The sequence below is a fragment of the Saccharopolyspora montiporae genome, assembly GCF_015209505.1.
In the GTDB taxonomy this organism is placed as follows: Bacteria; Actinomycetota; Actinomycetes; order Mycobacteriales; family Pseudonocardiaceae; genus Saccharopolyspora; species Saccharopolyspora montiporae.
In genome coordinates, this window is record NZ_JADEYC010000027.1 from 84,175 (window position 1) to 99,421 (window position 15,247).

A 15,247-nucleotide genomic window follows, 5' to 3' on the forward strand; every position below is an offset into this window, starting at 1 on the left:
CGGTGCGGGTCAGCTGCCCACCGGCTCGGGCAGCGCGGCGACGAGCCGGCAGCGCACGTCGTCGAGGTCGGTGGCGATGTGGCTGGCCCGGTCCAGCGCGTCCTGCGCGGGCGGGTAGTCCGAGTTGGGCATGGCCACCACAGTCATGCCCGCCGCCGCGGCCGCGCGCAAGCCGTTGCTGGAATCCTCCACGGCCAGGCACAGCTGCGGGTCCTGGCCGAGCTGCTCGGCGGCGGCCAGGTAGACGTCCGGGTTCGGCTTGCCCTTGGGCACCTCGGCGCTGGAGACGGTGGCGGTGAAGTGCGGGGTCAGCCCGTGCCGGTCCAGCACCGCATCGATGAGTCTGCGCGGGGCCGAGGAGGCCAGCGCGATCGGGGCCCGCTCGGCCACGTCGGTGACCATGCGGGCCGCACCGCCCAGCAGCTCGATCTCCCCGCCGTCCAGTGCGGCGATCATCCCGTCGACCACGAGCCGCTCGGTCCGCTCGGCGGACTCCGCGCCGCTGAACTCGGCCAGGAACGCCGACCACTCGGGCGCGCTCATGCCCTGCACCTGCCGGGTCTGCTCGACGGTCCACGTCGCGCCGCGGGCGGCCGCGAACTCGGCCCACATCCGTTCCCAGAGGTGTTCGCTCTCGACCAGCACACCGTCCATGTCGAACACCACGGCGCGGTGTGTGCCGGTCGCCCCCTCGGGCTGGGTCATCTCGTACCTCCCGCCAATCACAGTCACGAGGAAAATTAACATGTTATCCGTTAATTGTCACCGGCCGTGTGATAGTCAGCCGAAACGCCCCGCAGATCACGCACCAGGCCGGGAACCAGGCAGGATGGACCCCATGGCGTCCGCACCGAAGAAGCAGTCACCCCGTCTCCTGCGCCAGCAGAAGGTCATCGACCACGTGGTCAACCAGGGGTTCGCCAGCGCCGCGGAGCTGTCCGAGCTGACCTCAGTGAGCCTGATGACGGTGCACCGCGACATCGACGACCTGGTCACCCGGGGATTGCTGCGCAAGTTCCACGGCGGGGTCTCGGCCCAGCCCTCCACCGTGTTCGAGAGCAGCTCGGACTTCCGCCTGCACACGCGCACCGCGGAGAAGGAGGCGCTGGCCCGGGACGCGCTGCAGCTGATCACACCGGGGATGTCGGTGATGCTCGACGATTCCACCACCGCGCTGGCGCTGGCGCGGCTGCTGCCCGACATCGGGCCGCTGACGGTGGTGAGCAACTACCGCCAGGTGCAGGACGCGCTGCGCGAGGCCACCGACATCCACCTGATCGGGCTGGGCGGGGAGTACTCCCGCACGCACGACTCCTACCTGGGGTTGCCCTGCCAGGAGATGGTGCGCACCTTCTCGGTCGACATCGTGTTCCTGTCCACCTCGGCGATGAACGCGCAGCTGACCTACCACCAGGAGCAGGAGATCGTGCTGGTCAAGCGGGCCATGCTCGGCTCGGCGGCGACCAAGGTGCTCATGATGGACGCCAGCAAGGTCGGCCGCGCAGCGCTGCACAAGCTCGCCCCGGTGGGCGAGTTCGACCACGTGCTGCTGGCCGGCGAGCTGGACGCCGAGCTCATCGAGGGGATGCGCGAGCACACCGACGTGCGCATCTCGGCGGTCCCGGACTGACCGACCGCAGCGTTTTAACACACTGAGTGGTAATTCTACCGCTCATGCTGAACGCAGTCGTGCCCGCCGCTCAGCGCGGGTCGCAACTGCCATCCGGGCACCCGACGACCGGCACTTCCCGCTGCACCGGCGCGGCACCGTTGCGGATGTCGACGTACCGTCCGTCCGCGCGCTGGCGCTGGTAGCGCAGCACCAGGCTCGCCCCGTCGCGCGGCGATCCGCGCAGAACCGCGCCGTCCGGTCCGTGCTCGACGAGCGAAACCCCCTCGCCGTTGCGGATTTCCGGCACGACCCGGTTCGCCGGGTGCGCCAGGTCCATCCGCCCGCCGCCGGCCGTGCGCACGGCCCAGGAGACCGCACCGCGCCCGGAGGTGAGGTCGACCTCGTCGACATCGGTGCTGATCTCGTAGGGCGCCACCCCGGACGGAACCGGTTCGTCCGCAGTGGACTCGGTAATGTCCAGCGACCCGGCATCCGGATCCAGGTGCAGCGCACCGGTGTAGAGCCTGCGGTCGGTATCCGGCGCCGGACGCCCGTGGAACACGTAGTAGCGCTCCCCCGGCCGCTGGCCGTCCACCGCGCTGCCGTGCCCGGTCGAGTAGAGGCCGAGCTGCTCGTCCTGGTGCAGCACGGGATTCGCGCCGCTCTTGCGCCACGGACCCAACGGGTGCTCGGCGACGGCGTACCCGACCCCGTAGGAAGCGTTCTGGAAGTTGTTGGCCGAGTAGGTCAGGAAGTACAGCGGGCGCCCGTCGGTGCGCTGCGCCCGCACCACGCTCGACCCCTCGGCCCAGCGGCGGTCCTTGAGCCGACCGCCGCTGCGCGCGTAGTCGTGCACGTGGGCGTCCTCCCACTCCTGCGGATCCCCGGCGTGGTCGAGGATCGGCACGAATCCGTCCCTGCGGCCCGGTTCGGCCGAATCACCGTGCACACCGCGGTATTCGGGCCGGATCTCCGGCGCGGTGCTGCCGTGCGGATCGTGCCACCAGTCGCCGGTGAGCTCGACGGCGTTGATGTCGGCCTCCTCGACGTACTTGCCCAGCCCGCGGTCCCACACCCAGTTCCGGTAGGCGTTGCGCGAGAAGTACAGGAAGATCCGCCCGTCGTCGAAGAACACGTTCGGGTCGATCGCCGGCAGGTACACGCCCAGCGGCGCGGTCCGGCCCTCCTCCAGCGTCTCCGGGGGCTTCTTCTGCTCGGCGTCCATGAGCCGGTTCACGTCGTGGTAGTGCGGGTCGTAGGGCCGGTAGTCCAGCGGAGCGTCACCGATGTTGCGGAACGGTCCCGTGGGGGAGTCGGCCACCGCCACGCCGATCTTGCTCGGTTCCTCGAAGTCCGGATGGTCGAAGTGCTCGGCCACGCCCTCGGCGAGTCGCGCCGAGTAGAACATGAAGTATTTTCCGGTTTTCGGGTTGTGGTAGACCTCCGGCGCCCAGAACCAGTCCCCGCCCCACTGGCCGGGATCGTCGACCGGCAGCGCCCCGCCGGGGATCCGCTCCCAGGTGGCCAGATCGGGCGAACGGTAGATCCCGAAGTGGAACCCCTCGTCGGCGCCTTCGGTGGTATAGGCGTAGTAGTACCCGCCGGCGCGGAGCACGAACGGATCGGCGCCGGGCGTGCGCGCGTCGTTGTAGTACGTGGCGTTCGTCGAAGCGGACCGTTCCTGCGGGGCCGAGGTGCCTGCGGCGACCGGCAACACGGACAGCGCCGCCGCGATCCGGCGCCAGCGGCTCAGCACGGCGTGATCATCTCATCGGCCATCACCGCAAGTAACGGCAACATCGCGTAATGTGTCAAGCGACGACCCGCGATCGGCCGACCACCTGCCTGCCGGTGGTCCGGCACCGAGTGGCAGGCTTGAATCCCATGCAGACAGCGTCGTTTCCTCGCCGAAGTGCCCAGACGCAGGGTTTCACCCTGGGAGCTCCCCGGAACTTCACCGTTGCCCGCGACGGCGAGTTCGTGCTGTTCCTGCGCTCATCCGGCGGACGCGACCGGGCCAACGGGCTGTGGGCGCTGGAAACGGCGACCGGCACCGAACATCTGCTGGCCGACCCCGCGCGACTCGATCCCGCCGAAGAGGTCTCGGCCGCCGAACAGGCCCGCCGGGAACGCGCCCGCGAACGGGCCGGCGGCATCACCGGCTACGCCACCGACCGCACCGGCGGTCTCGCCGCCTTCGTGCTGTCCGGGCGCTTGTTCACCGCCGACGTGGCCACCGGTGCCGTGCGCGAACTGCCCGCCCGCGGACCGGTCGCCGATCCGCGCCCGGACCCGGACGGCACGTGCGTGGCCTACCTGTCCGGCCGCTCGCTGCGGCTGATCGATGTGGACGGTGCGCACGACCGCGCGCTCGCCGAACCCGACGAGGACTCGATCACCTGGGGCGCCGCGGAGTTCATCGCCGCCGAGGAGATGTCCCGGCACCGCGGGTACTGGTGGGCACCCGACGGTTCCGCCCTGCTGGCCGCGCGGGTCGACGAATCCGCGGTGGGCCGGTTCCACCTCGGTGACCCCGCCGAGCCCGCCCAGCAGCCCGCAGCACTGCGCTACCCAGCGGCCGGCAGCACCAATGCCGATGTCTCGCTGGCCATCCTGGACCGCAGCGGCACGCGCACCCCGGTGCACTGGGACCGCAGCGCATTCCCCTACCTCGTGGCCACGCACTGGTCCGCGCACGGGACACCGCTGCTCGCGGTGCAGAGCCGCGACCAGCGCACCCAGCAGGTGCTCACCGCCGATCCGGAAACCGGCAGCACCCGGGAACTGCACACCGACACCGATCCGCACTGGGTGGAGATCAAACCCGGCTGGCCCGCGTGGACACCGGACGGACGCCTGGTGCGCATCGGCGTCGACGAGGGCGCCTACCGGCTGTTCGTCGGCGACGAGCCCTGGACCTCGGCCCCGCTGCAGGTGCGCGCGGTGCTGGACGCGGGCTCGGACGTGCTGCTGTCGGCCTCGGAAGGCGAACCGGCCGAGATCCACCTGTACCGGGCCGGCGCCGGCGGAACCGAGCGGCTGACCGGACCCGCCGGGGTGCACGGCGGAACCCGCGGCGGTGACGTGCTGGTGGTGACCTCCGCGACGCCGGACGATCCGCTGACCCGCGTTCGCGTGCTTCGCGGCGGAACGCAGATCGCCGAAATCGGCAACCACGCCGAGGATCCCGGGATGCGGCCCAACATCGAACTGCGCACCGCGGGCACCCGGGAGCTGCGCACCGCGCTGCTGCTGCCGCACGGGCACCGTGAGCAGGACGGACCGCTGCCGGTGCTGCTCGACCCCTACGGCGGTCCGCAGGCCCAGCGCGTGCTGGCCCGCCAGCAGGGCTACCTGACCTCGCAGTGGTTCGCCGACCAGGGTTTCGCCGTGCTCATCACCGACGGGCGCGGAATGACCGGCCGCGGCCCGGAATGGGACCGCGCAGTGGCGGGCGATCTGGCCGAACCGCCGCTGCAGGACCAGATCGACGCATTGCACGCCGTCGCCGCCGAACGCCCCGAACTCGACCTCGGGCGCGTCGGCATCCGCGGCTGGTCCTTCGGCGGGTACCTGGCCGCGTTGGCCGTGCTGCGCCGCCCGGACGTCTTCCACGCCGGCATCGCCGGAGCACCCGTGTGCGACTGGCGCCTGTACGACACGCACTACACCGAACGCTACCTCGGCGACCCGGCGGCGGATCCGGAAGCATACCGCGCCAACTCGCTCCTGGACGGCGCCGCCGAACTCCGGCGCCCGCTGCTGCTGGTGCACGGCACCGTGGACGACAACGTGTTCCCGGCGCACAGCCTGCGGCTCTCGGCTGCGCTGACCGCCGCGGGCCGCCCGCACACCGCGCTGCCGCTGCCCGGGGTCAGCCACATGCCCACCGACGAGGTCACGACCGAGAACCTCCTGCTGCTGCAGGTCGACTTCTTGCGCCGCAACCTCCCGTCCTGAAAATCGGGGTGCGGCAGCATTTCGGAACTCCGCACCGGTTCAGAGGATCTCCAGCGGTACCGGTCCATCCGGCGCCGGGAAAGCGGCGTCCAATTCGGACACATCACGGGAGTCGAGTTCGACGTCCAGCGCTGCCAGGTTCGCGTCCACGTGCCGCGGGTCGGACGCCTTCGGGATCGCGCACACCCCACCGCGCAGCGCCCACGCCAGCGCGACCTGCGCCGGCTCGACCCCGTGGCGCTCGGCCACCGCGCCCAGCGCCGCATCGTGCAGCAACCGCCCCTGCTCGATCGGCGAGTAGGCCATCACCGGCACACCGCGCTGCGCGCACCACGGCAGCAGATCGACTTCGACGCCGCGGCGGGTGAGGTTGTACAGCACCTGATCGGTGACCACCTGCCTGCCCAGGTCGTGCTCGACGAGCTCGGCCATGTCGTCCGGGTCGAAGTTGCTCACCCCGAACCGGCGGATCTTGCCCTGTTCGCGCAGCTCGGCGAACGCCTCCAGCGTCTCGGCCAGCGGCGTCGCCCCGCGCCAGTGCAGCAGGTACAGGTCCAGGTACTCGGTGCCCAACCGCTGCAGACTCCGCTCGCAAGCTCGCAGCACGTCCCGGTGCCCGGCGTTGCTCGGCAGGACCTTGCTGACCAAGAAGGCCTCCTCGCGCCGGCCCGCCACGGCCCGGCCGACCACCTCCTCGGCGCCACCGCGGCCGTACATCTCGGCCGTATCGATCAGCGCAAGCCCGCGGTCCAGCCCGTGCTGCAGCGCGCCCACTTCGGACTCGCGGCGCCCCGGATCCTCACCCATACCCCAGGTTCCCTGACCGAGCACCGGCAAGCCGTCACCGTCCGGCATCGTCAGTTCCCGCATCGTTCGATCTCCTCTCCCGCGCGCAACGGCCTACTGCGCACCGGGGCATGCTCGCCGAGGTCGTCCACCCGCAGGGAAGTCGGGTCCGCACCGACGAGCGATCGTCGCCCCACCAAGCCACCGGGATCAACCCGGTGCTACCACGAGCACCGATCCGGCCGGCCCGGCGAGAATACGGGTCGACGTCGGCACGTGCTCCGCACCGCAGCGCCTACAGCTGCGCCGCGTTCACGACGCCGGAAGCGACGCCGTGCTCGGCGTCGTGAACACCGCTGGTAGCGCCCATCGTCGCCGCCACGCCGCCCCGAGTGCCGGCGGCAGGTTGCTGAAGAAGATCCACCGCCAGCCGAACAGATCGGTCAACGCGCCACCGAACAGCAGCAGCCCGGACACGAAGATCCGGCGCCTGCGAGATGACGTACTGCAGGATCGACTCCGAGCCAACGGCCAGATCAGACCCCCATCCGCGGGAGCCCCGGCGATGCACACCTACCTCCGCGAACAAGAGGGACCCAGCGTCGAACAGCTCAAGACCGGAATGGACGTACTGATCAACGGGTTGTCCGCGGATCCCTCGGCACCGGTATGCGGACGCCCGACTGACCGCCTTCGCCCCCCTGCGCACCACCTACTGCACGGGCAGCACCGCGTGCAGCGCGAAACCGCCATCGGCGGACGGCGAGCTGGTCAGCTCCCCGCCCGCGGTCGCCACCCGCTCGCAGAGCCCCGCCAACCCCGACCCAGCACCCGCCGAACCCTCCGGCCGGTGCACAGCGGCATCGTTGACGACCGAGACCTCCAGCCACTGCTCCCGCACCCGTACGTCCACCCGCACCGGCGCACCCGGCGCGTGCTTGGCGGCGTTGGTCAACCCCTCCTGCACCACCCGATAGACCGCGCGCTGCACCGCGGCAGGTGGATCGACCCCGTCGACCCGGTCGTCCAGCTCCACCCGGAGTCCCGACTCACGCGCCCGGTGCACCAGCGCGGGCACCGCGTCCAGCCCCGTGCGGTGCACCTGCCCGCCTGCCAACCCCAGCGTCAGACGCATCTCCCCCAACGCCTGCTGCGCGAGCCCGCGCATCCGCTCCGCCGCCGCAGCCGTGCGCGCATCCTGCGTGCTGACGCCCAGCGCGGCGGCTTCGAACGCCAGCAGCGTCACGTGATGGCCCACCGCGTCGTGAATCTCCCGAGCGATGAACGCCCGCTCCTCGGCACGCGCGGCCTCAGCACGTGCCATCGACTCCCGATCCACCGCCGTGGTCAACCGGCGCAGACTGCCCGCGAGCTCCGCGCGCAGCGCCACCAGCGCCCCCACCGCGAGCGGCGCGGCCGTGGCCACGAGCACGAACGCCGCGGTGAGCACGACGTCGCGCACGCCCAGCGACTCCCGCACCAGTACCGGAACCAGCGCGGCGAGCACCACCGGAACCGCCCACCCGCCCAGCGGTAGCAGCCCAGGCCGGGTGCGGCCCAGCCGGTACAGTGCCACCCAGCTCGCGGCCCAACCGAGACCACCGGACAGCGCGGGCAAGCACAGCACCAACGCCGTGCGCGCCCGCCGCCGCCGTAGCAGCAGCCCCGCGGTGGCCACCAGCCCAGCAACCAGCGGGAAGCCCCACCCGTCCTGAGCGACCAGCAGAGCCAGTAGCGGGATCCCCAGCGCGAGCAGGTCCCAGCCAAACCGCCGCAGCGGTTCGGGCCGACGAACGGGCATCAGCTACCGCCGCGCGCCGCGCGCTGCGCGATCAGCGCCGCCTGCACCCGGTTCTGCGCGCCGAGCTTGCCCAGCACCGCCGAGAGGTAGCTCTTCACCGTGGCCTCGGTCAGCCCGAGCTCCCGGCCGATATCCGCGTTGGACCACCCGCCGGATAACAGCTGCAGCACCTGCTGCTCACGCGCGGACAACCCGCGCACCAGCCGCGCTTCGCGCAACGCGTCCCCGGCCCCGCGCAACTGCGGCAGCAGCCGAGCGGCGATCCGCGGGTCCAGCACCGCACCGCCGGCGGCCAGATCGCGCACGGCCCGCACCAGCGCCTCCGGTTCGGCGTCTTTGAGCAGGAACCCCTGCGCGCCGCAATGCAGCGCCCCCGACACGTAGTCGTCCAGATCGAACGTCGTCAGCACCGCCGTCGCCGGCGCCCGGTGCAACGCGGTGAGCTCGCGCAGCGCGCTGAGCCCGTCCCGGCCCGGCATCTGCACGTCGACCAGCACGACATCCGGGACATGCGTGCGGGCGACGGCGAGCAGCTCCTCGCCATCACCGGCTTCGGCGACCACCTCCAGGTCACCGCCGCTCTCCAGCACGACGCGCAGAGTGCGCCGCAACGCCGCCTCATCATCGGCGACCACGACGCGAACCCGATCACCGACTTCCTGTTCACTTCTCTGCACCACTCGGTCACCTCCCCTGTTTCCCGAGGGTCGCGCGGAGAGACTAACCGGAAGGGTGAGACCTGGGGCACACGGTGCGGGTTGCGATCACCGCCGACCCTTGCGCTCGTTCCTGCGCTCGCGCACCCGCACCGACAAGCGCACCGGAGTGCCGGTGAAATCGAACGTCTCGCGCAGCTTGCGCTCCAGGAAGCGGCGGTAGCCCGCCTCCAGGAACCCGGTGGTGAACAGCACGAACGTCGGCGGCCGAGTACGTGCCTGGGTGGCGAACATGACCTTGGGCTGCCGGCCCCCGCGAGCCGGCGGCGGATACGCGGCCACCAGATCGGACAGGAACGAGTTCAGCTGCCCGGTCGGCACGCGCCGGTCCCAGGACTCCAGCGCGGTGCGCAGCCGCGGCGCCAGCTTGGCCACCGAGCGGCCGGTCGACGCGGAGACGTTCACCCGTTCCGCCCAGCGCACCTGGATCAGATCCCGGTCGATCTCCTTCTCCAGCATGCGCCTGCGGTCGTCGTCGACGAGGTCCCACTTGTTGTAGGCGACCACCAGGGCGCGCCCGGCCTCCACGACCTGGTTGATGATCCGCAGGTCCTGGTCGCTGAGCGGCTGCGCGGCGTCCACGAGCACCACCGCCACCTCCGCGGCGTCGATGGCACCCTTGGTGCGCAGCGAGGCGTAGTACTCGGTGCCGCTGGCGGTCTTGGTGCGCTTGCGCAGCCCCGCGGTGTCCACGAACCGCCACACCTCGTCGTCCAGCTCCACCAGCGAGTCGACCGGGTCGACCGTGGTGCCCGCGACCTCGTCCACCACCGCGCGCTGATCCCCGGTGAGCTGGTTGAGCATGCTCGACTTGCCCACGTTGGGCTTGCCCACCAGCGCCACCCGGCGCGGCCCGCCCCCGGACGCGAGCAACTCGCGCGGAGTCGCCGGGAACGCCTCCAGCACGGCATCCAGCAGATCCCCGGACCCGGTGCCGTGCAGCCCGCTGACCGGCATCGGCTCCCCGAGCCCCAGCGACCACAGGGTGTGCACCTCGTTGGCGGTGCGCCGGTCGTCGACCTTGTTGGCCGCCACCAGCACCGGCGCCTTCGAGCGCCGCAGCACCTTGGCGACGGCCTCCTCGGTGCTCGTGGCGCCCACCCGAGCATCGACGACCAGCAGCACCGCATCCGCGGTCTTCATCGCCAGCTCGGCTTGCGCCGCGACCGAGGCCTGCAGCCCCTTCGCATCGGGCTCCCAGCCACCGGTGTCGACGACGGTGAACCGGCGCCCGTTCCACAACGCGTCGTAGGTGACCCGGTCGCGGGTGACGCCCGGCGTGTCCTGCACGACGGCTTCGCGGCGGCCGAGCAGCCGGTTCACCAACGTGGACTTGCCGACGTTCGGTCGGCCAACCACCGCCAGCACCGGTTGCGGCGCCGCGTCACCGCCCTCCTCGCCGGGCTCGCCGGCCTCGAACTCGGCCCATTCGGCCTCATCGGACCAGGTTCCATCCAGTCCGGCGCCGTCCAACGGCTCCTCGGTCACGCTCGTTTCCCTCTCCGGTCGTCATCTGCGCGGTCGGCGATCTGCCGGTCCAATTCGGCGATCAGCTCGACCAGTTCCGTGCGCACCTGTTGCGTGGCCTGCTCCAGCCCGGCGCGACCCTTGCCGCCCCCGAGCTCGAACGGTTCGCCGAACAGCACGTCGACCCGGGGCAACAGCCTGCGGCCGACCCCCTCCGGACGTCGCGTGCCCCGGCACACCACCGGGAGCACCTGCGCCTTCGACGACCGGGCCAGCCACGCCGCCCCGTGCTGGGCATCGACGACCTCGCCCCCGCCGTCCCGCGTGCCTTCCGGGAACACGCACACGAGCCCGCCGTTGCGCAGCAGTCGCACCGCGGTCAGCAGCGGGGTCCGGTCCGGTTCGCCCCGGCGCACGCCCAACTGCCCGATCCGCCGCAGGAACCAGCCTACCGGGCCGCGGAACATCTCCTGCTTGACCAGGAACACGCCCGGCCTGCGCAGCATGCCGAACAGCAGCGGCCCGTCCAGCAGCGAACTGTGGTTGGCCACCAGCACGACCGGGCCCGCAGACGGTATCCGCTCGGCGTGCTGCACCCGGACCCGGTAAGGCAGCCGCAGCAGCGTGCGCCCCACCCACTGCGCCGCGCGGTGCGTGCGCGGCGAGGCGCCTTCCGGAAGCTGCGCCGCGGTCATCCCGCCGACCTCTCCGCCGTGCTCAGCAGGTCCCGCTCGGCGGCCAGGTCCTGCAGCCGGGTCACGACCTGGTCGATGCCCAACTCGGTGGTGTCGAGCTCCAGCGCATCACCCGCGGCCCGCAGCGGTGCGACCGCGCGCCCCGAGTCCAGCGCGTCCCGGCGCTGCACCGACGCCCTGGTGCTGGCCAGATCACCGGTGCGCCCCTCGGCCACGTCCTGCTCGGTGCGCCGTTGGGCGCGCGCATCGGCCGAGGCGGTCAGGTACACCTTCAGCCCCGCATCCGGCAGGACGACCGTGCCGATGTCCCGGCCCTCCACGACCACACCGCCCGGCTCGGCCAGCGCCTGCCGGACCAGCTCGCGCTGCCGCTGGACCAGCAGCTCGCGGATCTCCCCGACGGCCGAGACCGCCGAGACCGCACCGGTCACCTCCGCACCGCGGATCTCCTCGGCCACGTCCTCGCCGTCCAGTCCCACCCCGGGAAGCCGGGGATCGGTGCCCATCGTCATCCGCGCCGCCGCCACGACCGCGGTCGCCTCCTCGGCAGCACCGGGATCCACCCCGGCGCGCAGCACCGCCAGGGTCGCGGCCCGATACATCGCACCGGTGTCCAGGTAGGTCGCGCCGAGCGCGATGGCGAGCCTGCGCGACACCGTGGACTTGCCGGTGCCGGACGGACCGTCCAGAGCCACCGCACCGCGAAGCTGGGCGTGTACCACGTCTGCTCGTCCTCCCCCGGGAGCCGATTCGCCACACTGCCGACCCTGCGTCGGACCGGACCAGCCCACCATTCTGCCTGCCCGCCGCGCACCGCCCCCAATCGCGTCCCACCACGGCACCCGGAAATCACGCCGAATCCTTCTGCAAAATGGCGTTGAGGAATAGGATCGAACCCCGTGGATGTAACAGTGACTCCGCTTCCCGGCCTCGGCTCGAAGCAGGACTTCACAACCCGGTCCGGCCACCGGATCGGAGTGATAACGTATCGGGACGGACGTTTCGAACTGATCGTCTCGGATTTCGATGATCCGGACAAAATCGCCGCATCGGTCGATTTGACCACCGGGGAGAGCAGCGCGCTGGCGAATCTGCTCGGCGCCCCGCACCTCGTTTCGCAACTGGCCGAGCAACAACGCGACGTCACCGGAGTGACCACCTGGCAACTACCGGTCGCCACGGGGTCGCCGTACGACGGGAACCCGCTCAGCGCCACCGAGATGCGCACCCGCACCTCGGCGTCCATCGTCGCCGTGGTGCGCAGTGGCGTGGTGCACCCCTCGCCGCGCCCGGACTTCGAATTCGCGGGCGGCGATCTCGTGGTCGTCGTCGGCACCCAGGACGGGCTGCGCGCCGCCAGCGACATCCTGGAAAGCGGCTGAACCGGACCACGCGGACGGGACCGGGCGAATCATCGCCATTCCGCACAATTCGGCGGTCGGGTACCGAAAGCGGCACAACTCAAGAATCGCAGGCAACGCGAGAGGAAGCACCTTGCAGGAAACGGCGATCTCGTTGATCGAGCTGGGAGCGGTTTTCTTCGGTCTCGGCGTCCTCGGGAGACTCGCCTTCCGCATCGGTGTTTCGCCGATCCCGCTGTACCTGCTCGGCGGACTCGCATTCGGGTCCGGGGGCCTCGTCCCACTACACGGCATCGAACCGTTCACCGAGCTGGCCTCCGAGATCGGCGTCGTCCTCCTGCTGTTGCTGCTGGGCCTGGAGTACTCCGCAGGCGAACTCGTTACCGGACTGCGCCGCTCCTGGGCAGCGGGCCTGATCGACATCGCGCTCAACGCGTTACCCGGCGCGGCGGTCGCGCTGCTGCTGGGCTGGGGCCCGATCGGCGCGCTGACCATGGCCGGGGTCACCTACATCTCCTCATCCGGAATCGTGGCCAAGGTCCTCGGCGACCTGGGCAGGCTCGGCAACCGGGAGACGCCGGTCATCCTGTCCGTGCTCGTGTTCGAAGACCTCGCGATGGCGCTGTACCTGCCGATCCTGACCGCCGTGCTGGCCGGGGTCAGCTTCCTCGGCGGGCTCACCGCGGTCGGCATCTCGCTGGTCGTGATCACCCTCGTGCTGGTGATCGCGCTGCGCTTCGGCCGCTACGTCTCGGCTCTGGTGGACAGCCCCGACCCCGAGGTCTTCCTGCTGCGGCTGCTGGGTGCCGCGCTGCTCGTCGCCGGCCTCGCCTCCGAACTGCAGGTGTCGGCGGCCGTGGGATCGTTCCTGCTCGGCATCGCGATCTCCGGCTCCACCGCGGTGAACGCCTCGCGCATGCTGGAACCGCTGCGCGACCTGTTCGCCGCGCTGTTCTTCGTGGTGTTCGGCCTGAGCACCGACCCGGCCCGCATCCCACCCGTCTTCGCAGTGGCACTGGGCCTGGCGGTGCTGACCTGCATGACCAAGATCGCGACCGGCTGGTTCGCCGCGCGGATGCAGGGCGTGGCCCGGATGGGGCGGCTGCGCGCCGGAACGGCCCTGGTGGCCCGCGGCGAGTTCTCGATCGTCATCGCCGGGCTCGCCGTGGCCTCCGGCACCGTGACCGACGAGCTCGCCGCGCTGGCCACCGCCTACGTGCTGCTGATGGCCGTCATCGGCCCGGTGACCACGCGGGCCGCCGAACCGCTCGCGCGGCGCCTGCTGCGCCGCCCGCCGCCCGCCAGCCACGCGGAAAGCCCCGCCGCGGAAGCACTACCCGCGGTCCAGCATCACAGCCCCACCGAGCGGTAGAGCGATCCCACTTCCTGCCGGTTGAGCTTGCGGATGGCGCCCGGGCGCTCGTTACCCAGCCGCACGTCGCCGACCGCGGTGCGCACCAGCCGCTGCACCGGGTGGCCCGCCTCCTTCAGAAGCCGGCGCACGATCCGCTTGCGACCCTCGTGCAGCACGATCTCGACCAGCGCCCGGTTCTTGTTGGTGTCCACCAGTTTGAAGCCGTCGACCTTCGCCACACCGTCGTCGAGCTGAATGCCCTCCCGCAGCCGAGCACCGAGGTCCTTCGGGATCGGGCCGAGCACCTCGGCCAGGTAGGTCTTGAGCACCCGGTAGGACGGATGCATCAACCGGTGCGCCAACTCGCCGTCATTGGTGATCAGCAGCAGGCCTTCGGTGTCGACGTCCAACCGCCCCACGTGGAAGAGCTTGCCCTCGGTCTCGCGCAGGTAGTCGCCGATGCACGGGCGGTCCTGGTCATCGGACATCGAACACAGGATGCCGGTCGGCTTGTTCAGCATCAGGTGCGTGACGTCCTCGTTGACCACCACGCGGGAGCCGTCCACGTGGATCACCGCGGTGGCCGGATCCACCCGCCGCCCCAGCTCGGTGACCGGCTCGCCGTTCACCTCGATACGTCCCTCGGTGATCATCTCCTCGGCCGCGCGCCGCGAGGCGACCCCGGCCCGGGACAACACCTTCTGCAACCGAACGCCTTCGGCTTCGGAGCTGGACGGGGAACGGTGCTCAGACGTCATCAATCGAATCCACTTCGGGCAGCAGCGGAGCGAGCGGCGGCAGGTCCTTCAGCGACGACAGGCCGAGCCGTTCCAGGAACAGCTCCGTCGTGCAATACAGGGTGCCGCCCGTCTCCGGGTCGGTACCGGCCTCTTCGATAAGGCCACGACCCACCAGGGTACGGATGACGCCGTCGACGTTCACACCGCGTACCGCCGCCACTCGCGACCGGGTCACCGGCTGCCGGTAGGCGATCACGGCCAGCGTCTCCAGCGCCGCGCGGGTGAGCTTGGTGCGCTGCCCGTCCAGCAGGTACCGCTCCACGTAGGGCGCGTAGAGCTCGCGGGTGTAGAAGCGCCACCCGTCGCCGACCCGCCGCAGATCAATGCCGCGCCGGGCAGCGGCGTAACTATCGGAGAGCCTGCGCAGCGCCTCGCGGACCCGGGCGACCGGCACGCCGAGCGTGTCGGCCAGCAGCTCCTCACCAGCCGGCACGTCCACCACGAGCAGCAGCGCCTCCAGCGCCGCGTCCAGCGCGGAGTCCTCGGACAGATCCGGGGCGGCGTTCGCGACCTCCGCATCGGCCCGCTCGGCATCCGGCCCGACCGGCTCCGGCTCGGCCGACTCCTGCTCGGCCGACTCCTGCTCGGCCGACTCCTGCTCGGCCGACTCCTGCTCGGCCGGGCCCGCGGTCGCCTCGCCCCCGTTCCCGGGCTGCTCCGGTTCCTCCTGCGGCCCGTCGTCACCGCCCTGCTGC

General features: G+C 71.2%; 15 protein-coding genes. 4 read left to right on the plus strand and 11 right to left on the minus strand.

Annotated features, from left to right (window positions below):
* Positions 1-9: 9 nt before the first annotated feature.
* Positions 10-705 (minus strand): HAD family hydrolase, encoded by a 696-nt coding sequence (locus tag IQ251_RS15835; protein ID WP_193929364.1) that lies wholly within the window; start codon positions 703-705, stop codon positions 10-12.
* A 133-nt stretch (positions 706-838) separates the two neighbouring features.
* Between IQ251_RS15835 and IQ251_RS15840 the strand changes: the two genes are divergently transcribed.
* Positions 839-1,630 (plus strand): DeoR/GlpR family DNA-binding transcription regulator, encoded by a 792-nt coding sequence (locus IQ251_RS15840; protein WP_193929365.1) that lies wholly within the window; start codon positions 839-841, stop codon positions 1,628-1,630.
* A gap of 70 nt (positions 1,631-1,700) precedes the next feature.
* On the opposite strand, the gene IQ251_RS15845 is transcribed toward IQ251_RS15840, so the two are convergent.
* The gene (locus tag IQ251_RS15845) at positions 1,701-3,368 is read right to left on the minus strand and encodes a glycoside hydrolase family 43 protein (protein ID WP_370591431.1); all 1,668 of its coding nucleotides are present in this window, start codon (positions 3,366-3,368) and stop codon (positions 1,701-1,703) included.
* Between the two features lie 128 nt (positions 3,369-3,496).
* Here IQ251_RS15845 and IQ251_RS15850 point away from each other — a divergent pair, with 128 nt between their 5' ends.
* Entirely contained in the window at positions 3,497-5,572 is a 2,076-nt protein-coding gene (locus IQ251_RS15850) for a S9 family peptidase (RefSeq protein ID WP_193929366.1), read from the plus strand.
* 39 nt (positions 5,573-5,611) lie between these two features.
* Here the strand turns inward: IQ251_RS15850 and IQ251_RS15855 are convergent, their stop codons facing one another.
* The 7 genes from IQ251_RS15855 to cmk form a co-directional block, all read right to left on the minus strand.
* Positions 5,612-6,442, minus strand: coding sequence for an aldo/keto reductase (locus tag IQ251_RS15855; protein WP_193929367.1), 831 nt, complete (start codon positions 6,440-6,442; stop codon positions 5,612-5,614).
* A 228-nt stretch (positions 6,443-6,670) separates the two neighbouring features.
* Positions 6,671-6,835 carry a hypothetical protein gene (locus tag IQ251_RS15860; RefSeq protein ID WP_193929368.1) on the minus strand — a complete coding sequence of 55 codons (165 nt, stop codon included), beginning with the start codon at positions 6,833-6,835 and terminating at the stop codon, positions 6,671-6,673.
* A gap of 235 nt (positions 6,836-7,070) precedes the next feature.
* Positions 7,071-8,159: a sensor histidine kinase gene (locus IQ251_RS20125; protein ID WP_193929369.1), complete on the minus strand. Its 1,089-nt coding sequence runs from the start codon at positions 8,157-8,159 to the stop codon at positions 7,071-7,073.
* The gene (locus tag IQ251_RS15870) at positions 8,159-8,836 is read right to left on the minus strand and encodes a response regulator (protein WP_193929370.1); all 678 of its coding nucleotides are present in this window, start codon (positions 8,834-8,836) and stop codon (positions 8,159-8,161) included. The genes IQ251_RS20125 and IQ251_RS15870 overlap by 1 nt, the downstream gene beginning before the upstream one ends.
* An 87-nt stretch (positions 8,837-8,923) precedes the next feature.
* Positions 8,924-10,363, minus strand: a complete 1,440-nt coding sequence (der, locus tag IQ251_RS15875; protein ID WP_193929371.1) for a ribosome biogenesis GTPase Der — start codon at positions 10,361-10,363, stop codon at positions 8,924-8,926.
* Positions 10,360-11,037: a lysophospholipid acyltransferase family protein gene (locus IQ251_RS15880; protein WP_193929372.1), complete on the minus strand. Its 678-nt coding sequence runs from the start codon at positions 11,035-11,037 to the stop codon at positions 10,360-10,362. The genes der and IQ251_RS15880 overlap by 4 nt, the downstream gene beginning before the upstream one ends.
* On the minus strand, positions 11,034-11,759 hold the full coding sequence (gene cmk / locus IQ251_RS15885; RefSeq protein WP_370591432.1) for a (d)CMP kinase: 726 nt from the start codon (positions 11,757-11,759) through the stop codon (positions 11,034-11,036). The genes IQ251_RS15880 and cmk overlap by 4 nt, the downstream gene beginning before the upstream one ends.
* A gap of 177 nt (positions 11,760-11,936) precedes the next feature.
* On the opposite strand from cmk, the gene IQ251_RS15890 reads away from it, so the two are divergent.
* Both IQ251_RS15890 and IQ251_RS15895 read left to right on the plus strand, forming a co-directional pair.
* Positions 11,937-12,419 (plus strand): cation:proton antiporter regulatory subunit, encoded by a 483-nt coding sequence (locus IQ251_RS15890; protein WP_193929374.1) that lies wholly within the window; start codon positions 11,937-11,939, stop codon positions 12,417-12,419.
* Positions 12,420-12,531: 112 nt separating this feature from the next.
* Positions 12,532-13,770 carry a cation:proton antiporter gene (locus IQ251_RS15895; RefSeq protein ID WP_193929375.1) on the plus strand — a complete coding sequence of 413 codons (1,239 nt, stop codon included), beginning with the start codon at positions 12,532-12,534 and terminating at the stop codon, positions 13,768-13,770.
* Here IQ251_RS15895 and IQ251_RS15900 read toward each other — a convergent pair.
* Together IQ251_RS15900 and scpB are read right to left on the minus strand one after the other, a co-directional pair.
* Positions 13,749-14,510, minus strand: a complete 762-nt coding sequence (locus tag IQ251_RS15900; RefSeq protein WP_193929376.1) for a pseudouridine synthase — start codon at positions 14,508-14,510, stop codon at positions 13,749-13,751. The genes IQ251_RS15895 and IQ251_RS15900 overlap by 22 nt on opposite strands.
* Positions 14,500-15,247, minus strand: a 748-nt coding sequence (gene scpB, locus IQ251_RS15905; RefSeq protein ID WP_228047118.1) for an SMC-Scp complex subunit ScpB, incomplete at its 5' end; no start/stop codon positions are given. The genes IQ251_RS15900 and scpB, both read right to left, overlap by 11 nt.